General features: G+C 69.4%; 19 protein-coding genes, 1 tRNA gene and 1 pseudogene. 13 read left to right on the forward strand and 8 right to left on the reverse strand.

The window, feature by feature from the left end:
* The 7 genes from BST15_RS11325 to BST15_RS11355 form a co-directional block, all read right to left on the reverse strand.
* Nucleotides 1–201: hypothetical protein (locus BST15_RS11325; RefSeq protein WP_083070954.1), on the reverse strand; the 201-nt coding region annotated here is incomplete at its 3' end.
* Entirely contained in the window at nucleotides 201–560 is a 360-nt protein-coding gene (locus tag BST15_RS11330) for a heme-binding protein (RefSeq protein ID WP_046190069.1), read from the reverse strand. The genes BST15_RS11330 and BST15_RS11325, both read right to left, overlap by 1 nt.
* Nucleotides 561–619: 59 nt before the next feature.
* Nucleotides 620–1,276, reverse strand: a complete 657-nt coding sequence (locus BST15_RS11335) for an LpqN/LpqT family lipoprotein (RefSeq protein ID WP_046190070.1) — start codon at nucleotides 1,274–1,276, stop codon at nucleotides 620–622.
* On the reverse strand, nucleotides 1,273–1,617 hold the full coding sequence (arsC, locus tag BST15_RS11340) for an arsenate reductase (glutaredoxin) (protein ID WP_046190071.1): 345 nt from the start codon (nucleotides 1,615–1,617) through the stop codon (nucleotides 1,273–1,275). Before arsC ends, BST15_RS11335 begins: the two co-directional genes overlap by 4 nt.
* A 1-nt stretch (nucleotide 1,618) precedes the next feature.
* Nucleotides 1,619–2,605: a ribose-phosphate diphosphokinase gene (locus BST15_RS11345; RefSeq protein ID WP_046190072.1), complete on the reverse strand. Its 987-nt coding sequence runs from the start codon at nucleotides 2,603–2,605 to the stop codon at nucleotides 1,619–1,621.
* 109 nt (nucleotides 2,606–2,714) lie between these two features.
* A complete protein-coding gene (glmU, locus tag BST15_RS11350; RefSeq protein ID WP_046190073.1) occupies nucleotides 2,715–4,220 on the reverse strand; it encodes a bifunctional UDP-N-acetylglucosamine diphosphorylase/glucosamine-1-phosphate N-acetyltransferase GlmU in 1,506 nt (501 codons plus the stop codon).
* A gap of 58 nt (nucleotides 4,221–4,278) precedes the next feature.
* A tRNA-Gln gene (locus BST15_RS11355) sits at nucleotides 4,279–4,350 on the reverse strand.
* Nucleotides 4,351–4,436: 86 nt separating this feature from the next.
* On the opposite strand from BST15_RS11355, the gene BST15_RS11360 reads away from it, so the two are divergent.
* From BST15_RS11360 to BST15_RS11370, 3 genes are read left to right on the forward strand one after another with little or no spacing between them, the layout of a single operon-like run.
* Nucleotides 4,437–5,039 (forward strand): TetR/AcrR family transcriptional regulator, encoded by a 603-nt coding sequence (locus BST15_RS11360; RefSeq protein ID WP_024442510.1) that lies wholly within the window; start codon nucleotides 4,437–4,439, stop codon nucleotides 5,037–5,039.
* Nucleotides 5,040–5,098: 59 nt separating this feature from the next.
* On the forward strand, nucleotides 5,099–8,743 hold the full coding sequence (gene mfd / locus BST15_RS11365; protein WP_046294735.1) for a transcription-repair coupling factor: 3,645 nt from the start codon (nucleotides 5,099–5,101) through the stop codon (nucleotides 8,741–8,743).
* A gap of 6 nt (nucleotides 8,744–8,749) precedes the next feature.
* Complete coding sequence (locus BST15_RS11370; protein WP_046191497.1) at nucleotides 8,750–9,634, forward strand: nucleoside triphosphate pyrophosphohydrolase; 885 nt, start codon at nucleotides 8,750–8,752, stop codon at nucleotides 9,632–9,634.
* Here BST15_RS11370 and BST15_RS11375 read toward each other — a convergent pair.
* On the reverse strand, nucleotides 9,631–11,154 hold the full coding sequence (locus BST15_RS11375) for a PPE family protein (RefSeq protein WP_046191496.1): 1,524 nt from the start codon (nucleotides 11,152–11,154) through the stop codon (nucleotides 9,631–9,633). The two genes, BST15_RS11370 and BST15_RS11375, sit on opposite strands and share 4 nt — an antisense overlap.
* Nucleotides 11,155–11,278: 124 nt before the next feature.
* Between BST15_RS11375 and BST15_RS22650 the strand changes: the two are divergent.
* The 10 genes and pseudogenes from BST15_RS22650 to kdpB all read left to right on the forward strand — a co-directional run.
* Nucleotides 11,279–11,917: pseudogene (locus BST15_RS22650) on the forward strand (DUF2275 domain-containing protein); the annotation flags it as partial.
* Nucleotides 11,918–12,097: 180 nt separating this feature from the next.
* Nucleotides 12,098–12,658, forward strand: a complete 561-nt coding sequence (gene sigC / locus BST15_RS22655; RefSeq protein WP_234708160.1) for an RNA polymerase sigma factor SigC — start codon at nucleotides 12,098–12,100, stop codon at nucleotides 12,656–12,658.
* 134 nt (nucleotides 12,659–12,792) lie between these two features.
* Nucleotides 12,793–13,527, forward strand: coding sequence for a lytic transglycosylase domain-containing protein (locus BST15_RS11385; RefSeq protein WP_046190617.1), 735 nt, complete (start codon nucleotides 12,793–12,795; stop codon nucleotides 13,525–13,527).
* Nucleotides 13,528–13,622: 95 nt separating this feature from the next.
* Nucleotides 13,623–14,912 (forward strand): phosphopyruvate hydratase, encoded by a 1,290-nt coding sequence (gene eno / locus BST15_RS11390; RefSeq protein ID WP_046190616.1) that lies wholly within the window; start codon nucleotides 13,623–13,625, stop codon nucleotides 14,910–14,912.
* Nucleotides 14,913–14,930: 18 nt separating this feature from the next.
* Nucleotides 14,931–15,575, forward strand: coding sequence for an FtsB family cell division protein (locus BST15_RS11395; RefSeq protein WP_046686327.1), 645 nt, complete (start codon nucleotides 14,931–14,933; stop codon nucleotides 15,573–15,575).
* Nucleotides 15,568–16,059, forward strand: a complete 492-nt coding sequence (locus BST15_RS11400) for a DUF501 domain-containing protein (RefSeq protein WP_046190614.1) — start codon at nucleotides 15,568–15,570, stop codon at nucleotides 16,057–16,059. Before BST15_RS11395 ends, BST15_RS11400 begins: the two co-directional genes overlap by 8 nt.
* Nucleotides 16,056–17,009, forward strand: coding sequence for a Ppx/GppA phosphatase family protein (locus BST15_RS11405; protein WP_109370644.1), 954 nt, complete (start codon nucleotides 16,056–16,058; stop codon nucleotides 17,007–17,009). The genes BST15_RS11400 and BST15_RS11405 overlap by 4 nt, the downstream gene beginning before the upstream one ends.
* A 216-nt stretch (nucleotides 17,010–17,225) precedes the next feature.
* Nucleotides 17,226–17,315 carry a potassium-transporting ATPase subunit F gene (locus BST15_RS23265; protein ID WP_370759893.1) on the forward strand — a complete coding sequence of 30 codons (90 nt, stop codon included), beginning with the start codon at nucleotides 17,226–17,228 and terminating at the stop codon, nucleotides 17,313–17,315.
* Nucleotides 17,316–18,986 carry a potassium-transporting ATPase subunit KdpA gene (gene kdpA / locus BST15_RS11415; RefSeq protein ID WP_046190613.1) on the forward strand — a complete coding sequence of 557 codons (1,671 nt, stop codon included), beginning with the start codon at nucleotides 17,316–17,318 and terminating at the stop codon, nucleotides 18,984–18,986. It abuts the gene before it with no gap.
* A gap of 1 nt (nucleotide 18,987) precedes the next feature.
* On the forward strand, nucleotides 18,988–21,123 hold the full coding sequence (kdpB, locus tag BST15_RS11420) for a potassium-transporting ATPase subunit KdpB (RefSeq protein WP_046190612.1): 2,136 nt from the start codon (nucleotides 18,988–18,990) through the stop codon (nucleotides 21,121–21,123).
* Nucleotide 21,124 lies beyond the last annotated feature (1 nt).

The following is a 21,124-nucleotide window of genomic DNA, read 5'->3' on the forward strand; positions in this document are numbered from 1 at the left end:
GGGTGGCGGCGGCGGTACGTCTTCGGGCAGCGGCGCGTAATAGGCCGGCGGCGGTACCGGGTCGGCACAGCCGCTGACGTAGACACGGCGGCCCACGCCGACACAGCCCGCCGAGGCGGTGCCGGCCGGGGTGAACAGGACCACTGCGCCCGGCAGGCTGGTCAGTGTCACCGCCGCCATGGCCCAGATCCGGCGCCTCATCACTGGTCCAGCAGTGGGTGCTCGGCCTGGGGCAAACCGCAGCGGGCGCGGAAGTCGGTCAGGGGCTGGCGCAGCCGCAGGAGGTCGTCGTGGGCCTGCGGGTGGTCGGCGAAGAAGCTGCGGACCGCCTCGGGGATCTCGTCGTCGGGCCGGTTGCGCAGGCCGGTGTAGAACTCGTTGACGTCGGGATGGGCATACAGATAGCCCGACGTCGAGGCGGCGACCCCGGTGGCCGCGTTGGCCATGTCGGCCGCGGTGCAGCCCGGCGGCGGGTCGGCCAGAGCTGTGGCCGCGGTAAGCAGGCCGGTGGCGACGCCGATGACGCCGAGCCCCAGCGATGACAGGCGGATGAGGGACATTGCCGAACTCCCTTCAACAGGTGTGAGGCACTCTAACAAGCGCCGGGCCTCGATGCGGCTTACTTTGCGGCGACGGTGAATCCGTTCATGATCGCCTCGACGTCGGTGGCCTGTTTGGGTGCATCTTCGGCCGGGGCGGTGATTGCGAGCTGCACCAGATAACGCTGCTCCGCCGGCTTCGAACCGGTGGCGATCACCATCCGGAACCAGCTGTGCAGGCGCTGCCCGTCCAAGTCGTAGGTGCCCTGGACCATCGACGACGGGAAACCTTGGTAGTCCTCGTTGGAGGCGTCCAGCAGCCGGAATTTCGGCGAGAGCTGCGCGTCGACCACCCCGTGCTTGATGGCCTCATGGGAGTCGAAGTTGCCGCTGACCTTGACCACGCTCAAGATGGCGCGCGGGAACTTCTCGCCCTTGCCCAGGACCAGAGTCGTTTTGGGCAGCATGGGGTTCTCTTTCCGGGTCCAGCCCGGCGGGGTGGGGATCGAGACGGTCAGGTCGGTCAGTGCGTTGGGGGCCACCGCCTCGGCCGCGACGCCTTGGTCTTCCAGATATCGCCCCACGGTGACCGGGGCCTCGGGCTCCGATGAGGTGGTGGTCGTGCTGCCGTTGCCCCAAATCGATTGGTAATCCGGCGTTTTGCTGCCGCAGCCGGATACGGCGCTGACCAGTGCTGTGCACGCCAGGGCCGCGGCCGCCATACGCAGCGCGGTCACAGGATCTCGCGGACCGCGTCTATCGGCCGGGCCAGCCGGGTGCCGTTACCGGTGACGACGAAGGGCCGCTGGATCAGGATCGGGTTCGCGGCCATGGCGTCGAGCAGTTCGTCGTCGGTGGCACCGGCAAGGTTCAGCTCGGCGTAGACGGCTTCGCCGGTGCGCACCGCCTGGCGTACTCCGATTCCGGCGGAGCTGATCAGCTCCGCCAGCTGCGCGCGTGACGGCGGGCTCTTCAAGTACTCCACGATCGTCGGCTCGATGCCGTTGTCGCGCAGCAGCTCCAGCGTCTTGCGTGAGGTCGAACAGCGCGGGTTGTGATACACCACGGCGTCAGCCATGTCAGGCGTCTCCGTCGAAAAGTCCTGTGACCGAACCATTGTCGAACACGGCCCGGATGGTGCTGGCCAACAGCGGAGCGATCGACAGCACGGTCAGCTGCGGGAATTGCTTGTCCTCGGTGATCGGCAGGGTGTTGGTGACGATCACCTCGCTGGCGCCGCAGGCCGCCAACCGCTCCGATGCCGGGCTGGACAGCACACCGTGGGTCGCGGCGATCACCACCTCGACTGCCCCCGCTTCGCGCAGCAGACCGACCGCCCCGGCGATGGTGCCGCCCGTGTCGATCATGTCGTCGGTGATCACACAGGTCTTGCCGGTGACCTCACCGACGACCCGATTGGCTTTGACCTGGTTGGGCACCCGCGGATCACGGGTCTTGTGAATGAAGGCCAGCGGTACGCCGCCCAGCGAGTCGGCCCACTTCTCGGCGACCCGCACCCGGCCGGAGTCGGGGGAGACCACAACGACGTCCTTGCCGGCGTTGAGGTAGTTGTCCCGGATGTGGCCGCACAGCAGCGGCTGGGCCCGCATGTGGTCCACCGGGCCGTCGAAGAAGCCCTGGATCTGGTCGGTGTGCAGGTCCACGGTGACGATCCGGTCGGCGCCGGCCGTCTTGAGCAGGTCGGCCACCAGGCGAGCCGAGATCGGCTCGCGGCCGCGGTGCTTCTTGTCCTGGCGCGCGTAGGGATAGAACGGCAGGATCGCGGTGATCCGCTTGGCGCTGCCGCGCTTGAGCGCGTCGATCATGATCAGCTGTTCCATCAGGTGCTGGTTCAGCGGCGCGGGGTGCGACTGCAGCACGAAGGCGTCGCAGCCGCGCACCGACTCGTCGAAACGCACGAAGATCTCGCCGTTGGCGAAGTCGCGGGCGGTTTGCGCGGTCACCGGAACGTCCAGTTCCTTGGCCACCTGATCAGCCAGTTCCGGGTGCGCGCGACCGGCGAAGAGCATCAGGTTCTTGCGATTGTCTGTCCAGTCGTGGCTCACGTGCTGCCCCCGCCGTAGGAGATTGTGGAATTCGGTCGATTTGACTCGGGCCTTATGGTACGTAGCCCGGTGGGCGATTTCGCCTTGGGCTGCCTCAACGCGATCAAGCTCACGATGACAGATCGGGTGGAGTCTGGCCGGCTTCTTCGACACTGTTCGCGGCATCGGCCGCCGCCGCGGCCGCGCTGCCGGGCCGCTTGCGTTGCACCCAGTTCTCGATAGTGCGTTGCGGGCCGGCGGACACCGCCAGTGCGCCCGGGGGCACATCGTGGCGTACGACGGTCCCGGCGCCGGTGTAGGCCCCGTCGCCGATGCTGACCGGCGCGACGAACATGGTGTCCGAGCCGGTACGCACGTGCGAGCCGACGGTGGTGCGCCGTTTGGTCTGGCCGTCGTAGTTGACGAACACGCTGGAGGCGCCGATGTTGCTGTGGTCGCCGATGTCGGCGTCGCCGACGTAGGTCAGGTGCGGCACCTTGGTTCCGGTGCCGATGGTGGAGTTCTTGGTCTCGACGAACGCCCCCAGCTTGGCCTGCGCGCCCAGTACGGTGCCGGGCCGCAGATAGCTGAACGGCCCCACCGTGGCGCCCGCGCCGACCGCCGCGGACGTGGCGTGACTGCGGATCACCGATGCGCCATCGCCCACCGTGACGTCGGACAGGGTGGTGTCGGGCCCGATCGTGCAGTGCGCCCCGACGGCGGTGCGGCCCAGCAGCTGGGTGCCGGGCGCGACGGTGGTGTCGCGTCCGATGGTCACGTCGACGTCGATCCAGGTGCTGGCGGGGTCGATGATGGTGACCCCGGCACGCTGATGTGCGGCCACCACGCGGCGGTTGAGGGCGCCGGCCAGCTCGGACAGCTGCACGCGGTCGTTGACACCGGCGACCAGCGCGGCGTCGTCGACGTGGCGGGCGTGCACCACCTGGCCATCGCCGCGCACGATGCCGATCACGTCGGTCAGATAGAGCTCGTGCTGGGCGTTGTCCGAGCCCAGGCGACCCAGCGCCGAGCGCAGCGCGGCGATGTCGAAGGCGTACACACCGGCGTTGACCTCGCGGATCTCGCGCTGGGATTCGGTGGCATCGGCCTGTTCGACGATCGCGGTGACTTCGCCGTCCTGGGTGTGCAGGATGCGGCCGTAACCGGTGGGGTCGGCCAGGGTGGTGGTCAGCACGGTGACCGCGGCCGGGGCGGTGCGGTGGGCCTCGATCAGGGCCTGCAGCGTCGCGGTGTCCAGCAGCGGGATGTCGCCGGAGGTCACCACCACGGTGCCGGTGAAATCGTCCGGAAGCGCCGCCAGGCCACACAGCACCGCGTGACCGGTGCCCAGCTGTTGGTCCTGCAGCGCCACCTCGATGGGAAAGTTCAGGGCCTGCGCCAACTCGGCGACGGGCCCGGTGATGCGGTCGTGGGCGTGGCCCAGCACCACCACCAGGTGGCGGGGCGTGACACCGGCGGCTGCTGTCAGGCAGTGCGACAGCATGCTGCGTCCGCCCAGCTCATGCAGCACTTTGGGGGTGTCCGAGACCATTCGGGTGCCGGCTCCGGCCGCCAGGACTATGACGGCGTGCTGGCCGGCATCCGGGGACGCGGGTGTGGGGTTGGGCGTCGACACGGCGTCTAGCCTGTCACTCCGCGCGCGTTCGCGGCAAAAGTGCGCGCAAATCCATGAGCTCCGTCGCCAGGACTCGAACCTGAACTATCTGAACCAAAATCAGAGGTGCTGCCGATTACACCACGACGGATCGGTGCTGCCCAGTGACTCTATCCAACGGACTACCCTGGTCGCGTGGCTGGTCTGGACAAGGACGGTCGGGCGCCGCGAGCCCGGATGACAGGTAGCGAGCGTCGGCACCAACTCATCGATGTGGCCCGCTCATTGTTCGCCGAGCGCGGGTATGAGGGCACCTCCATCGAGGAGATCGCCCAGCGCGCGAATGTGTCCAAGCCAGTGGTCTATGAGCACTTCGGCGGCAAAGAGGGCCTGTACGCGGTGGTGGTCGACCGTGAGATGTCGGCGTTGCTGGACGGCATCACCACATCGCTGACCAAAGCCACCAACAATCAGTCCCGGCTGCGCGTGGAGCGCGTCGCGTTGGCCCTGCTGACCTACGTTGACGAGCACACCGACGGTTTCCGCATCCTGATCCGCGACTCTCCGGCGTCGATCAGTTCGGGCACCTATTCGACACTGCTCAACGACGCGATCGGGCAGGTGTCGTCGATCCTGGCCGGCGACTTCGCCAAGCGCGGTCTGGACCCCGAGACCGCACCGCTGTACGCCCAGGCGCTGGTGGGTTCGGTGTCGATGACGGCCCAGTGGTGGCTCGACGTCCGTGAACCCAAGAAGGAAGTGGTGGCCGCGCACCTGGTCAATCTGTGTTGGAACGGATTGACGCACCTGGAGTCCGATCCGACGCTGCACGACGAATAGGGCGTGCCCGCCACTGCCAATCGGGGGCCTGCGCCGCACCGCTTAGAATTGCCCGCATCATGACCGCACCGGGGTACCAGACTGTCCAAACCCCGATAGCGGGGCTCGTAGACCTGGCGCTGAGCGCGCCGGCATTCCTCGAACTCATCGAGCGCGCGGGCGGATCACCCGCGGAACTGACCCTGGTCGGCCCGGTGGGTGCGCGGCCGTTCACCGCGGCCGCCCTGGCCCGCAACACCCCGCTGCTCGTGGTCACCGCCACCGGCCACGAGGCCGACGACCTGACCGCGGAACTGCGCGGCGTCTACGGCGACGCGGTGGCGTTGTTCCCGTCCTGGGAGACGCTGCCGCACGAGCGGCTCTCACCCGGTGTGGACACCGTCGGCGCCCGCCTGCTGCTGCTGCGCCGGCTGGCCTGCCCCGACGACGCGCGACTGGGTCCACCGCTGCGGGTGGTGGTGACCACCGCCCGGTCCCTGCTGCAGCCGATGACCGGCCAACTCGATGCCATCGAGCCGGTCATGCTGGCCGTCGGTGATGAGACTGCGTTCGAGACGGTGATCGCCCGGCTGGTCGAGTTGGCCTACACCCGGGTGGACCTGGTGGGCAAGCGCGGTGAGTTCGCCGTCCGCGGCGGCATCCTCGACCTGTTCCCGCCGACGGCCGAACACCCGGCGCGCATCGAGTTCTGGGGCGACGAGATCACCGAGATCCGGCCGTTCTCGGTGGCCGACCAGCGCTCCATCCCCGAGGTCGAGGTCGGCACCGTGGTCGCGGTGCCCTGCCGGGAACTGCTGCTCACCGACGATGTGCGGGCCCGCGCCGCGGACCTGGCGCTGGAGCAGCCCGAGACCGACAACGCCGTCACCGGCACCGTCGGCGACATGCTGGCCAAGCTGGCCGAGGGCATCCCGGTCGACGGTATGGAGGCGTTGAGCTCGGTGCTGCGGCCCGGACCGCAGGCCCTGCTCACCGACCAGCTGGCTGCGGGCACACCGGTGCTGCTCTGCGATCCCGAAAAGATCCGCGCCCGCGCCGCCGACCTGATCAAGACCGGGAGGGAGTTTCTCGAGGCTTCCTGGTCGGTCGCCGCGATCGGAGGCGACGCACCGATCGACATCGAACAGCTCGGCGGATCGGGCTTCCGCGACTTGGCCGAGGTCAAGAAGGCGGCCCTGGACTCCGGGCATCCGTGGTGGACGCTGAGCCAGTTGCCCGATCCCGACGCGATCGAACTCGACGTCCGTCCGTCGCCGTCGGCGCGCGGCCGCCAACGCGATATCGACGAGATCTTCGCCATGCTGCGGGCGCACATCGCGACGGGCGGACGTGCGGCCGTCGTCGCCCCCGGCGTGGGCACGGCCCGGCGAATCGTCGAGCAATTGGCCGAGTCCGAAACCGCGGCAACGCTGTTGGACGCCGGGACGGCGCCCCAACCCGGGGTGGTGGGGGTGCTGCAGGGGCCGCTGCACGAGGGCCTGGTGATACCCGGCGCCGAGCTGGTGGTGGTCACCGAGGCCGACCTGACCGGAAATCGGGTCAGTGGACCGGAAGGCAAGCGGCTGGCGGCCAAACGCCGCAACGCCGTCGACCCCCTGGCGCTGACGGCCGGGGATCTGGTGGTCCACGATCAGCACGGCATCGGCAAGTTCGTGGAGATGACCGAGCGCACCGTCGGCGGCGCGCGCCGCGAATACCTGGTGCTGGAATACGCCTCGGGCAAACGTGGCGCCAACGGAACCGACAAGCTCTACGTCCCGATGGACTCCCTGGACCAGCTCTCTCGCTACGTCGGTGGGCAGGCCCCGGCGCTGAGCCGGCTCGGCGGCAGCGACTGGAGCCAGACCAAGACCAAGGCGCGTAAAGCGGTCCGCGAGATCGCCGACGAACTCGTCGCCCTCTACGCCAAACGCCAGGCGGCACCCGGCCATGCGTTCGCTCCGGACACGCCATGGCAGGCCGAGATGGAGGACGCGTTCGGGTTCACCGAGACCATGGACCAGTTGACCGCCATCAGCGAGGTCAAGTCCGACATGGAGAAACCCGTCCCGATGGACCGGGTGATCTGCGGCGACGTCGGATACGGCAAGACCGAGATCGCGGTGCGGGCGGCATTCAAAGCCGTGCAGGACGGCAAGCAGGTCGCGGTCCTGGTGCCCACCACACTGCTGGCCGACCAGCATCTGCAGACCTTCAGCACCCGGATGGCCGGTTTCCCGGTCACCGTCAAGGGACTGTCGCGGTTCACCGATCCGGCCGAATCCAAGGCCACCGTCGCCGGCCTGGCCGATGGCTCGGTGGATGTGGTGATCGGCACGCATCGGCTGCTGCAGACCGGGGTGCGCTGGAAGGACCTCGGGCTGGTGATCGTTGACGAGGAGCAGCGCTTCGGCGTCGAGCACAAAGAGCACATCAAGGCCCTGCGCACCCACGTCGACGTGCTCACCATGAGCGCTACCCCGATCCCGCGCACCCTGGAGATGAGCCTGGCCGGCATCCGGGAGATGTCGACCATCCTCACCCCACCCGAAGACCGCTACCCGGTGCTGACCTATGTCGGCGCTCATGACGACAAACAGGTGGCCGCCGCACTGCGCCGCGAGCTGCTGCGCGACGGCCAGGTGTTCTACGTGCACAACCGGGTCAGCTCGATCGACGCCGCCGCCGCCCGGGTGCGGAATCTGATACCCGAGGCCCGGGTGGTCGTCGCGCACGGGCAGATGCCCGAGGAGATGCTGGAAACCACGGTGCAGGGCTTCTGGAATCGGGAGTACGACATCTTGGTGTGCACCACGATCATCGAGACCGGCCTGGACATCTCCAACGCCAACACCCTGATCGTCGAGCGCGCCGACACCTTCGGCCTGTCGCAGCTGCACCAGTTGCGGGGCCGGGTGGGCCGCAGCCGGGAACGGGGCTACGCCTACTTCCTGTACCCGCGCGAGACGCCGCTGACCGAGACGGCCCACGACCGGCTGGCCACCATCGCCCAGAACAACGAATTGGGCGCCGGCATGGCGGTGGCCATGAAAGACCTGGAGATCCGTGGGGCCGGCAATGTGCTGGGGGTGGAGCAGTCCGGGCACGTCGCCGGGGTGGGTTTCGACCTGTATGTGCGCCTGGTCGGCGAGGCCGTCGAGGCGTACCGGGCGGCGTTCAACGGCGAGACGGTCACCACCGAGGAGGTCAAGGACGTCCGGATCGACCTGCCCGTGGATGCCCATCTGCCGCCGGAGTACATCAACTCCGATCGGCTGCGGCTGGAGGCCTACCGCCGGCTGGCGGCCGCCCCCGACGAGGCAGCGATCGGCGCGGTGATCGAGGAGCTGACCGACCGCTACGGGCCGCTGCCCGAACCGGCCGACCGACTGGTGGCGGTGGCCCGGCTGCGGCTGCTGTGCCGCGCAGCCGGAGTCACCGAGGTCTCGGCGGCGTCGGCGACCACACTGCGGCTCGCCCCGATGACCCTGCCGGACTCTGCCCAGTTGCGGCTCAAGCGGATGCACCCCTCGGCGAGCTACCGCGCCACCACGTCCACCGTGCAGGTCCCGATTCCGCGGGCCGGCGGCGCGGGCGCCGCCGTCGGCGCGCCGCGTCTGCGCGACATCGAACTCGTCCAGATGGTGGCCGATCTGATTTCGGCGCTGGACGGCAAACCGCAGGGCAGTGTCGACGTCACCGGCGCGGTACCCGCAGTACGGTAGGCCACGATGACCGTCGTCTTGGTCGACCCCCGCCGGCCCTCGCTGGTTCCGGTCGAAGCTCTCGCGCTGCTGGCCGGGGAGGTCGCCTACACCGAGGAACTGCCGATCGTGGTCCCGTGGTCGTTGCCGGCGGCGCGATCGGTGCTCTGCGGCGCAGATGCTCCGGTGCTGCTGTCGTCGGACCGCAACCATCCCGACGTCCTCGCCCGGCTGGCCGCCGGTGATGCGCTGATCGCGGTGCCGGATGCGTCGCCTGGGGAGCGGCTGATCGACGCGGTCGCGGTGATGGACCGGTTGCGCAGCACCGGTCCGTGGGAGAGCGAGCAGACCCACGACTCGCTGCGCCGGTTCCTGCTGGAGGAGACCTACGAGCTGTTCGACGCGATCCGCGGTGGCGACCCCGAGCAGCTGTGCGCCGAGCTTGGTGACGTGCTGCTGCAGGTGCTGTTCCATGCCCGCATCGCCGAGGACGCGACGGAGAACCGGTTCTGCATCGATGACGTCGCCGAGTCGCTGCTGCGCAAGCTCGCCAATCGGGCTCCGGCGGTGCTCGCCGGTGAGCAGATCACGATGGCGGACCAGGTGGCGCAGTGGGAGGAACGCAAGGCTCTGGAAAAGCAGTCGCGTGACTCGATTCTTGACGACCTGCCGACAGCTCAGCCGGCCTTGGCGCTGGCGAGCAAGGTGCTCCAGCGCCTGGCCCGTGCCGGCGTGCCCGCGGATCTCATTCCCGATCAGGTCACCACGGTCACCGTTTCCGCCGGTGTCGATGCCGAGAATCAACTGCGGGCAGCGGTCTTGGACCTCATGGACACCGTGCGGTCGGTGGAAAAGGTGATCGACGGGGCGCCCACCGAAGACCAGTGGCGCGCCCACTGGCCGCAGGGCTAGCCGGTCTCGTCGCCCCAACTGCCCGGGAGCATCGGCATCCGCGGCTCGGCGTCCAGGCCGTCTCCGGTGAGCACCGCGATCCCGGCGGCCCGCCGGTGAGTGTCCGCGGCCGTACCGGCGAACCCGAGCGGACCCGCGCCGCTCTGCGAGGCGCCCGCGCGGTCTGACGGAGTACCCCAGTCCGGCCTGACGTCGATGTCCATGTCCATGTCCATGTATTCGTCGCCGAACCCGCGCTGCTTGGCGCGCCGGCGCTGCCGGCGCTTGGCGGCCAGGGCCTGCGTCGTTGCCTCTCCCGGGGCGCCCTGGCTCTCCGAGGCGTCTTCCTCGGCACTGCGGGAACGCCGCGCACCACTGGAGCGCCGGGCCGACGCCGAGGCACTGCCCACCAGGTACAGGCAGGACGTGGGACCGAAGCCGACGCCCGGGCCTCCACCCGCCGCGCCTCCGCCGGCCGGCAGGCCCGCACTGACGGTGCTCGGCGTGGTCGCACCGGCCGAGGAGATCGGGTCCGCGCAGGCACACGCCTCGGCTCCGGTCGGCACGGGGACGGTCGGGGGAAGAGACGGGCTCACGCTGCCCATCGGGATCGGCAGGGGCGGGTCTGCCACCTGGCCGGTCCCCACGGCGCCGATCGCCCCGAGCGCCCCGAGTCCGGCGGCGGCGGCCAGGGCGGGCGCCGCGGCCAGCATGATCGGGATCGCCAGCTGCACGGCGATCTGACCCATCGGCCACACCAGCATCAGCGTGTGGAAGGTGGACCATCCCAACGCTCCGGCCAGGATCGGCGTCATCCCGGGGATCTGCAGCAGCATCTGGGTGACCGAGCTGGCGAACGGAAACGCCTCGATCGGATATCCGTCGACGCCCAATTGCGACCACAGCCAACGGGCGATCGGGTCCGCGAAGCCCATGTTGTACTGCTTGAGCAGGTCGGCGATCTGCTGTTCCAGGCTCGGTGCGGCGGCCTCCGCGGCCCCCGGGTTCAGGATCGGCGGTGCGGGCGCAGCCGCCGGGACCGCGGCCAGCGCGGCCGTTGCGACGCCGTGGTAGACGCTCATCATCTCTGCGGCCTGAATCCACATCCGGGCATAGTCGGCTTCGTTCACCGCGATCGGGATGGTGTTGATGCCGAAGAAGTTCGTGGCCACCAGCGTCGCGTGCACGGCGTGGTTGGTGCCCAGTTCGGCCAACGTGGGCATGCCGGCCAGTGCCGCGGTGTAGGCCGCGGCGGCGCTCTGATGCAGGCTTGCCGCACTCGCGCTCTGTGCCGAACTCTCGATCAGCCAGCTCAGATACGGGAGGTGCGCCGCCGCGTACTGCTGGGCGCTGGGCCCCTGCCAGCTGGCGGCCCGCACCCCGGCCAGGACCGCATCGAGTTCGGCGGCCACCGCGGCGTATTCGGAGCTGATCGCCGAGTACGCCGAGGCCGACTCCAGCAGCGGGCCGACGCCCGGCCCCGCGCTGAGCAGCGCAGAGTGCACCTCAGGAGGCGACGCCAGCCAGACCGGTGCCGTCATGGAGCGCCGACCTCCCCGACGGCGTCGCACGTTGTTCGCACAGTCAGTAGTCGCACCCCGAACCGGTTCAGTTCCATCCCGGAGAATCTTTGTGCCGGGACGCGGAATGAGCGACGATGTCGGCATGCGGTGCGAGGTGGTGCGCGAGACACTGTCGTCGCTGCTCGACGGCGAGCAGCAGGAGTTGCCTGCCCAGCAGGTGGACGCGCACCTCGCGTCATGCCGCGGGTGCCGGCGCTGGCTGGTGGGTGCGGCGGCCCAGGCCCGCCGCCTCTCCGAGATCGACAGCGGGGCCGACGCGCAGTCCGGCCCCGACCTGGCCGCGCAGATCCTGGCTGCCGCCGGGGTGAGGTCGGTCACCGATCAGATCACCGGCAGTGGCCCGACGCGGTGGAGCTTCCGGCGGGTCGCCTTGATCGGCGTCGGGGTGTTCCAGGTGGCGATGGCGGCCATCCAGATCGCCGGAGTGGACTTCGGCATGGTGTCGGCGCACGGGCACGGACACGGGCACGGGGCCGCCACCGGGGCGCATTTGCTGCACGAGTCCACCGCATGGTTGCTGGCGCTGGGCGGGGCGATGATCGCGGCGGGCATCTGGCCGGCGGTGGCCGCGGGCGTCGCTGCGATCGCGGGCGTCTACGCCCTGGCCCTGGGCGGCTACGTGGCCATCGACGCCTACCACGGCCAGGTGACGGCGGCACGGGTCGCCAGTCATGTGCCGGTCCTGGTGGGCCTGGCTTTTGCTTTGCTGGTGGCGCGTCAGCGTCAGGGTGGGGCGGGCTCGTCCGCCGCCCGCGACGACGCGGCGGTGGCGCGTGCCGGGGTGTCGCCGGCCGCGGCCGCCGGGCATGGCCGGCGCCGCCATCTGCGGTCGGTCAACAGTGCCGGCGGTCCTACGACCATGCGTCGTAATGACGCCGTGGACCCGCTAGGGTGTGTGTTCATGGCGGTTGCTGATCGGGTCGACGACGACGTTGTCACCGCTCTCGCCGTTGCCGCCGCCGGCGGTGATTCCCGCGCGCTGGAGGCCTTCATCAAGGCGACCCAGCATGACGTCTGGCGATTCGTCGCCTACCTCTTCGACGGGGTCAGCGCCGACGACCTGACCCAGGAGACCTTCCTGCGGGCGATCGGGGCCATCCCGCGGTTCGCCGGCCGTTCCAGTGCCCGAACCTGGTTGTTGGCCATCGCCCGCCGTGTGGTCGCCGACCACATCCGGTATCTCAAGTCACGTCCGCGCACCGCACCGGGCGCCGACCCCGAGCTGCTGCTGGACCGTGACCGGCCCTCGCGCGGGTTCGAGGACGTCGTCGAGGTGACCGCGCTGATCGCCGGCCTGTCGACCGACCAGCGTGAGGCATTGCTGCTGACTCAGCTGTTCGGCCTGTCCTACAACGACGCCGCGGCGGTCTGCGGTTGCCCGGTGGGCACCATCAGGTCCCGGGTGGCCCGGGCGCGTGACGCGTTGCTCGCCGATCCGGAGCACGGTGAGCTGACCGGCTAGACCCGCCGGATCCATGCAGGTAGAGCCGCATTGTGCGGGGCGTAGGAACCGTCCGCGCATTCGGTGGTGACTCGGTCACCGATCAGTCATGGAACGATGGACGCAAAACCATGGATTCGAGACTGGGGAGATCGGTGTCGGCGCTACGTTGGCTGCGCACGGCCGCTGTTGTGGGCGCGACGGCGGTGCTGCTGGCATCCAGCTGCAGCTGGCAGCTCGGTAATCCGATCCCGCAGGGCGTGCCGCCGCCGCCGGGGGACCCGGTCCCGCCGGTGAGCACCAACCCGGCCAAGGGACGGCCCGCAGACCAGCTCTATCACTGGGCCGCGGAGCGGGCTCCGTTGCTCGGGATTCCGATCACCGCGTTGGAGGCCTACGCCTACGCCGCGCGGGTCGCAGAGGTGGAGAACCCCGACTGTCACCTGGGCTGGACCACCCTGGCGGGCATCGGCCAGATCGAGAGTCATCACGGCCAGTACAACAACGCCACGGTGGACCGCAACGGTGACGTGCGGCCCAAGATCCGCGGCGTGCGGCTCGACGGCTCCGGGGGCAACCTGCACATCGTGGAGGAGGTCGACCCGGATCTGGCCGACGACGACGGCGTGGTCCGCGCGATGGGCCCGATGCAGTTCATTCCGGAGACCTGGCGCCTCTACGGCGTCGATGCCAACAATGACGGGATTGTGAGCCCGGACAACATCGACGACGCCGCGTTGTCCGCGGCCGGGTATCTGTGTTGGCGCGGCAAGGACCTCGCCACACCGCAGGGCTGGATGACGGCGTTGATGGCCTACAACGACTCGGAGGCCTATGCCCGCGCGGTGCGAGATTGGGCCGCCGCGTACGCGGCCGGCCGCCCGTTGTGAGGTCGGTGGTAGGTCCCACCGTTAGGCTCCCAAGAGGCCCCATAGGCTGACGTAGCCTTACCACGGCCAGCCCCACCCAGTTCAAGGAGAAGTCAGTGCCCATCATCCAGCAGGTCGGCGCCCGCGAGATCCTCGATTCCCGCGGCAACCCCACGGTCGAGGTCGAGGTTGCGCTGGAGGACGGCACCTTCGCCCGGGCCGCGGTGCCCTCCGGTGCCTCCACCGGGGAGCACGAAGCCGTGGAGCTGCGCGACGGTGGCACCCGCTACGGCGGCAAGGGTGTGCAGAAGGCGGTCAACGCGGTGCTGGACCAGATCGCGCCGGCGGTCATCGGGATCAGCGCCGACGACCAGCGTCTGGTGGACCAGGCCCTGGTGGACCTCGACGGCACGCCGGACAAGTCCCGGCTGGGTGCCAACGCCATGCTCGGTGTGTCGCTGGCGGTGGCCAAGGCGGCCGCCGACTCCGCGGCCCTGCCGCTGTACCGCTACCTCGGCGGTCCCAACGCCCACATCCTGCCGGTGCCGATGATGAACATCCTCAACGGCGGCGCGCACGCCGACACCGGCGTCGATGTCCAGGAGTTCATGGTCGCCCCGATCGGCGCCCCGAACTTCGCCGAGGCGCTGCGCTGGGGCACCGAGGTCTACCACTCGCTCAAGGCAGTGCTGAAGAAGCAGGGGCTGTCCACCGGCCTGGGTGACGAGGGCGGTTTCGCCCCCGACGTCGCCGGCACCACCGCCGCGCTCGACCTGATCAGCACCGCGATCGAGGCCACCGGGCTCACGTTGGGCACCGATGTCGCGCTGGCCCTCGACGTCGCGGCCACCGAGTTCTACACCGAGGGCAGCGGCTACGCGTTCGAGAAGCAGAACCGCACCGCCGCCCAGCTGGCCGAGTTCTACGCCACGCTGCTCGACGCCTACCCGCTGGTGTCCATCGAGGACCCGCTGTCCGAGGACGACTGGGACGGCTGGGTGTCGCTGACCTCGGCGATCGGGGACCGGGTGCAGCTCGTCGGCGACGACCTCTTCGTCACCAACCCCGAACGGCTCGAGGAGGGCATCGAGCGGGGCGCGGCGAATGCGCTGCTGGTCAAGGTCAACCAGATCGGCACGCTCACCGAGACCCTGGACGCGGTCACCCTGGCCCACCACAGCGGTTACCGCACCATGATGAGCCACCGCAGCGGCGAGACCGAGGACACCACCATCGCCGACCTGGCGGTGGCGGTCAGCAGCGGCCAGATCAAGACCGGTGCCCCGGCCCGCAGTGAGCGGGTGGCCAAGTACAACCAGTTGCTGCGGATCGAGGAAGAACTCGGCGACGCCGCCCGCTACGCCGGCGAGCTGGCCTTCCCCCGCTACGCGCCGGAGACCAAGTAGCAGCCAGGGGCCGCTGCCATGTCCGATCCGAAACGGCCTGACGCCAAGCGGCGTGCCGCGCCGTCTCGGCCGGGACGGGGCGGCGAAACCGGACGTCCGCGCCCGCGCCCCGCGCCGGCGGTGCGGCGTGGGGCGGGTGCCTCGCGCACCCCGCCACCGTCACCGGCCGGAGCGGTCAAGCGGGCTTTTGCGGCGGCGGCCGAGCAGAGCTCGGAACTTCGGGTGGGTTTCACCGCCCGGCGAGCGGTCATCATGGCGGCGGTCATGTGTGTGCTCACCCTGACCCTCGCCGGGCCGGTCCGCACGTTCTTCGCCCAGCATGCCGAGATGAAACAGCAGTCCCAATTGGAGAACACCCTGCACCACCAGATCACCGACCTACAGCAACAGAAGGCCAACCTGGAAGACCCCGCGCACATCCGGGCGCAGGCCCGCCAGCGGCTCGGTTTCGTCATGCCCGGCGAGATTCCCTACCAGGTCCAGCTGCCCGGCGTCCCGCAGATCCCGGGAGAACCGGGCGCCGAAGCCGCGCCGGTCCCCAGCGATGACCCCTGGTACACGGCGCTGTGGCGCACCATCGCCGATGCGCCGCACCCGGTGCCGGTGGCGCCCGGCGCGCCGGAACCGCCCGCCCTGCCCGTGCCGGCGGTGCCCGGTGGTTGATCCCGCGGACCTGGACGCGGTGGGCCGGCAGTTGGGCCGAGAACCCCGAGGCGTCCTGGAGATCGCCTACCGCTGTCCCAATGGGGAGCCGGCGGTGGTCAAGACGGCACCGAGACTGCCTGACGGAACACCGTTTCCGACGCTGTACTACCTCACCCTGCCTGCGCTGACGGCGGCAGCCAGTCGTCTGGAGTCGGCGGGCCTGATGGCGCAGATGACGGAGCGGTTGCAGCACGATTCCGACGTGGCCGCCGCCTACCGGGCCGCCCACGAGTCCTACCTGGCCGAACGAGACGCCATCGAGCCGCTGGGCACCACCTTCACCGGCGGCGGCATGCCCGATCGAGTCAAGTGCCTGCACGTGCTGATGGCGCACGCCTTGGCCAAGGGGCGCGGCGTCAACCCGTTCGGGGACGAGGCACTGGCCATTCTGGCCGCCGAGCCCGCGATGGCCGGCATCCTGGTGCCGCAGGACTGGCTGTGAGCGGGCCGACCCGCATCGCGGGAGTCGACTGCGGCACCAACTCGATTCGCCTGTTGATCGCCGAGCCCGTGGACGGCCGGCTGCGCGAGGTACACCGCGAGATGCGCATCGTCCGGCTGGGTGAGGGCGTCGACGCCACCGGACGGTTCGCCCCCGAGGCGCTGGAGCGCACTCGTGCCGCGCTGGCCGACTATGCAGATCTGCTTGTGGCCCATGATGTTTCCCGGGTGCGGATGGTGGCCACGTCAGCAACCCGGGACGCGGCCAACCGTGACGTGTTCTTTGACATGACGGCGCAGGTGCTGGGCAGGGCCGTCGCGGGTGCGGTTGCCGAGGTTATCACCGGGCAGCAGGAGGCCGAGCTGTCCTTCCGCGGTGCGGTGGGCGAATTGGACAGTGCCGAGGGACCATTCGTGGTCGTCGACCTCGGCGGTGGATCCACCGAGCTGGTGCTCGGTGACCCGGACGCCGGGGTCTCGGCCAGCTACTCCGCCAATGTCGGCTGCGTTCGGCTGACCGAGCGGTGCCTGCACTCGGATCCACCGACCGATGCCGAGGTGGCCGACGCCCGTGGCGTGGCCCGCGCGCTGCTCGACGAGGCGTTCGCGGTGGTCCCGGTGCAGCACGCCCGCACCTGGGTGGGAGTGGCGGGCACCATGACGACGCTGGCGGCGCTGGCGCTGCAGCTGCCCGAATACGACTCGACCGCAATTCACCTGTCCCGGATCGGCTTCGATGACCTGTTGGCGGGCTGCGACCGGCTGATCGGCATGAGTCGCGCGCAGCGGGCTGCCCTGGGCCCGATGCATCCCGGCCGGGTGGACGTGATCGGCGGCGGAGCCATCGTGGTGCAGGAGCTGGCCCGCGTCCTGGCTGAGCGCCCCGGCATCGCGGAGTTGGTGGTCAGCGAGCACGACATCTTGGACGGCATCGTTCTCTCCATCGCCTGACGGCGCCCGGACGCGTTATCGGTCCGTAAAGGTCGCCGTGCCGAGCGTTAAGAAACCGTCAACGGTCGCTGCCCTGGCCGCGCAACCGGTCTAGCTTCGTGGCAGACCCGGTCGGGTTCTGCGAGAGGGAGAACGCGTGGCTGTCCTGGCCTACCTACTGCTGACTGTGCTGATCTTCGCCGTTCTCGGCGGGATGCTGAAGCTGGCCGAGCGGCTGTGAGCATCGCCAATGTGGTCAGCCTGGCGTTGACCGTTCTGGTGCTCGCACTGCTGGTCGCGGCACTGCTGTTCCCGGAAGGGTTCTGATTGAGCACCGCAGTCGCGGGCGCCGTGTTCCTGGCGTCGTTGGTCTTGGCGCTGGCAGCGGCCCACATCCCGCTGGGCGACTATATGTATCGGGTGTATGAGCGCCAAACGCACTCCCGCAGTGAGCGGTTGATCTATTCGGCAATCGGCGTCGACCCGGAATCCAAGCAGACCTGGGCCGCCTACGCGCGCAGCGTCCTGGCGTTCTCCGCGGTCTGCGTGGTCTTTCTGTTCGGGCTGCAGTTGATTCAGGGCAGGCTCCCGCTGCACCTGCACCAGCCGGCGACGCCGATGACGCCCGGCCTGGCGTGGAACACCGCGGTCAGCTTTGTCACCAACACCAACTGGCAGGCCTACGCCGGTGAATCCACCCAGGGGCATCTGGTGCAGATGGCCGGTCTGGGGGTGCAGAACTTCGTCTCTGCCGCAGTCGGTATGGCGGTCGCCGTCGCCTTCGTCCGTGGCTTCGTCGGCCGGCGCACCGCGGTGCTGGGCTCCTTCTGGGTCGACCTGGTTCGCGGTGCCCTGCGCATCCTGGCGCCGCTGGCGGTGGCCGGCGCTGTGGTGTTGATCGCCGGCGGCGTCGTCGAGAACTTCCACCTCCATGATCAGGCCGTCACCACCGTCGCCGGTATGTCCCAGACCATTCCCGGTGGTCCGGTGGCCGGCCAGGAGGCGATCAAGCTGCTGGGCACCAACGGTGGTGGCTTCTACAACGCCAACTCCGCACACCCGTTTGAGAACCCGACCTCATGGACCAACTGGGTCGAGATCTTCCTGCTGCTGGTCATCGCGTTCTCGCTGCCGCGCACGTTCGGCCGCATGGTGGGGGCCACCAAACAGGGCCACGCGATCGTCGCGGTCATGGCCGTACTCGCCTTCATCGGCGTGGGCCTGCTCAGCTGGGCGCAGCTGGTCCACCACGGCACCGTCCCCACCGCGGTCGGGGCCGCGACCGAGGGGATCGAGCAGCGGTTCGGAGTGGCCGACTCGGCGGTCTTCGCTGCCGCCACCACGCTGACTTCCACCGGTGCGGTGGACTCCGCGCACGACTCCTACACCAGCCTGGGCGGGTTGATGACGATGGTCGACATGCAGTTGGGGGAGGTGGCCCCCGGCGGTGTCGGTTCGGGCCTGTACGGCATCTTGATCCTGGCGGTGATCACGGTGTTCGTCGCCGGCCTGATGGTGGGGCGCACGCCGGAGTATCTGGGGAAGAAGATCGGCGCGCGCGAGATCAAGCTGGCCGCAAGCTATTTCCTGGTCATGCCGGTGATCGTGCTGTGTGGAACGGCGATCTCGATCGCGTTACCGGGTCCTCGCTCGGCGATGGCCAACTCCGGGCCGCACGGCCTCTCCGAAGTGCTGTACGCATTCACCTCCGCGGCCAACAACAACGGCTCGGCATTCGCCGGCCTGGCGGCCAACGGGACGTGGTTTGAGACCACGCTCGGAATCGCCATGCTCCTCGGCAGATTCGTGCCGATCATTGTGGTGCTCGCCCTGGCCGGTGCGCTGGCAGCCCAAGGCAGTGCGCCGGAATCGCTGGGCACGCTGCCCACCCACAAGCCCCAGTTCGTCGGGCTGGTGGTCGGCGTGACGGTCATCCTGGTCGCCCTGACCTTCCTGCCCTCGCTGGCATTGGCGCCCCTGGCAGAAGGGCTTCACTGAGATGCACTCGACCATCGTTGGCGCGCCGGCGCCCAGCGCTCGCCCGGCCGTGGCGGGTGGGCTGCTCGACGGCGACCTGCTGCGCCGATCGGTGCCGACAGCACTGCGCAAGCTCGATCCGCGCACCTTGTGGCACAACCCGGTGATGCTGATCGTCGAGATCGGCGCCGCCTGGTCGACGGTGCTGGCGCTCGGCCGGCCGAGCTGGTTCGGCTGGCTGATCGTGTGCTGGTTGTGGCTGACCGTCATTCTGGCCAACCTCGCCGAGGCGGTCGCCGAGGGGCGCGGCAAGGCGCAGGCCGATGCGCTGCGAAAGTCCAAGTCCGACACCATCGCCCGCCGCCTGAAGGGCTGGACACCACAAACCCCAGGCGTCGAGGAGGCGGTTCCGGCGCCGCTGCTGCAACGCGGCGATGTCGTCGTGGTCGAGGCAGGCCAGGTCATTCCCGGCGACGGCGACGTGGTGGAGGGCATCGCGTCGGTGGATGAATCGGCGATCACCGGCGAGTCAGCGCCGGTGATCAGGGAGTCCGGCGGTGACCGCTCGGCGGTCACCGGCGGAACCCTGGTGCTGTCGGACCGGATCGTGGTCCAGATCACCCAGCAACCCGGGCAGAGCTTCGTCGACCGGATGATCGCGCTGGTGGAGGGGGCCAATCGTCAGAAGACCCCGAACGAGATCGCGCTGAACATCCTGCTGGCCGCGCTGAGCATCATCTTCGTCATCGCCGTGGCCACCCTGCAGCCGTTGGCGATCTATTCGATGGCCACCAATCCGGGTGTCTCGGACACGGTGGCGCTCGATGCCGACGGGGTCACGGGAATCGTCTTGGTGTCGCTGCTGGTCTGCCTGATCCCCACCACCATCGGGGCGCTGCTGTCTGCGATCGGGATCGCGGGGATGGACCGGCTGGTGCAGCGCAACGTGCTGGCCATGTCCGGCCGGGCGGTCGAGGCCGCAGGCGACGTCAACACCCTGCTGTTGGACAAGACCGGGACCATCACGCTGGGCAACCGGCAGGCCTCGGCATTCCTGCCGCTCACCGGGGTCACCGAGGCCGAACTGGCCGACGCCGCCCAACTGTCCAGTCTTGCCGACGAGACGCCCGAGGGGCGTTCGATCGTGGTCTACGCCAAGGAGACCTACGGACTGCGCACCCGCACGCCGGGTGAGCTGACGGCGGCGACCTGGGTGCCGTTCACCGCGGTGACGCGGATGTCCGGGGTCGACATCAGCGGGCGCCAATTGCGCAAGGGCGCGGCCAGTTCGGTCAGCGAATGGGTGCGGGGCCATGGTGGTGAGATCCCCACCGAGCTCGGTGAGATCGTCGACGGCATCAGCGCCGCCGGCGGCACCCCGCTGGTGGTCGGCGAGGTGCTGGTGGGCGGGCCCGCCGTGGTGCTCGGGGTGATTCACCTGCGTGACATGGTGAAGCAGGGCATGCGTGACCGGTTCGACGCGATGCGCCGGATGGGGATCCGGACGGTGATGATCACCGGCGACAACCCGTTGACCGCCAAGGCCATTGCCGAGGAGGCCGGGGTGGACGACTTCCTCGCCGAAGCCACCCCCGAAGACAAGCTGATGCTGATCAAGCGGGAGCAGGAGGGTGGCCGGCTGGTCGCGATGACAGGCGACGGCACCAATGACGCACCGGCGCTGGCGCAGGCCGATGTCGGGGTGGCGATGAACACCGGCACCAGCGCCGCCAAGGAGGCGGGCAACATGGTGGACCTGGACTCCGACCCCACCAAGCTCATCGAGATCGTGGAGATCGGCAAGCAGTTGCTGATCACCCGCGGCGCGCTGACCACCTTCTCGATCGCCAACGACGTCGCCAAGTACTTCGCGATCATCCCGGCGTTATTCGTCGCGATCTTCCCCGGGCTGGGGCTGCTCAACGTGATGCGGCTGCACAGCCCGCAGTCGGCGATCCTGTCGGCGGTGGTCTTCAACGCGCTGGTGATCGCGGCGCTGATTCCGTTGGCGCTGCGCGGGGTTCGGTATGTGCCCGGCAGCGCGTCCACCCTGCTGAGCCGCAACCTCGCGGTGTTCGGCCTCGGCGGGATCGTGGCCCCCTTCGTCGGAATCAAGCTGATCGACCTGCTGGTCCAACTGCTGCCGGGGATGGGCTGAC

This window comes from Mycolicibacter arupensis, from assembly GCF_002086515.1.
GTDB lineage: Bacteria > Actinomycetota > Actinomycetes > Mycobacteriales > Mycobacteriaceae > Mycobacterium > Mycobacterium arupense.

Excerpts from the sequence above, each read along its gene's own strand:
- BST15_RS11330 (WP_046190069.1), bottom strand. The coding sequence starts at position 560 with ATGTCCCTCATCCGCCTGTCATCGCTGGGGCTCGGCGTCATCGGCGTC.
- arsC (WP_046190071.1), bottom strand. The coding sequence starts at position 1,617 with ATGGCTGACGCCGTGGTGTATCACAACCCGCGCTGTTCGACCTCACGC.
- BST15_RS11360 (WP_024442510.1), top strand. The coding sequence starts at position 4,437 with ATGACAGGTAGCGAGCGTCGGCACCAACTCATCGATGTGGCCCGCTCA.
- mfd (WP_046294735.1), top strand. The coding sequence starts at position 5,099 with ATGACCGCACCGGGGTACCAGACTGTCCAAACCCCGATAGCGGGGCTC.
- BST15_RS11370 (WP_046191497.1), top strand. The coding sequence starts at position 8,750 with ATGACCGTCGTCTTGGTCGACCCCCGCCGGCCCTCGCTGGTTCCGGTC.
- BST15_RS11375 (WP_046191496.1), bottom strand. The coding sequence starts at position 11,154 with ATGACGGCACCGGTCTGGCTGGCGTCGCCTCCTGAGGTGCACTCTGCG.
- sigC (WP_234708160.1), top strand. The coding sequence starts at position 12,098 with ATGGCGGTTGCTGATCGGGTCGACGACGACGTTGTCACCGCTCTCGCC.
- BST15_RS11395 (WP_046686327.1), top strand. The coding sequence starts at position 14,931 with ATGTCCGATCCGAAACGGCCTGACGCCAAGCGGCGTGCCGCGCCGTCT.
- kdpB (WP_046190612.1), top strand. The coding sequence starts at position 18,988 with ATGCACTCGACCATCGTTGGCGCGCCGGCGCCCAGCGCTCGCCCGGCC.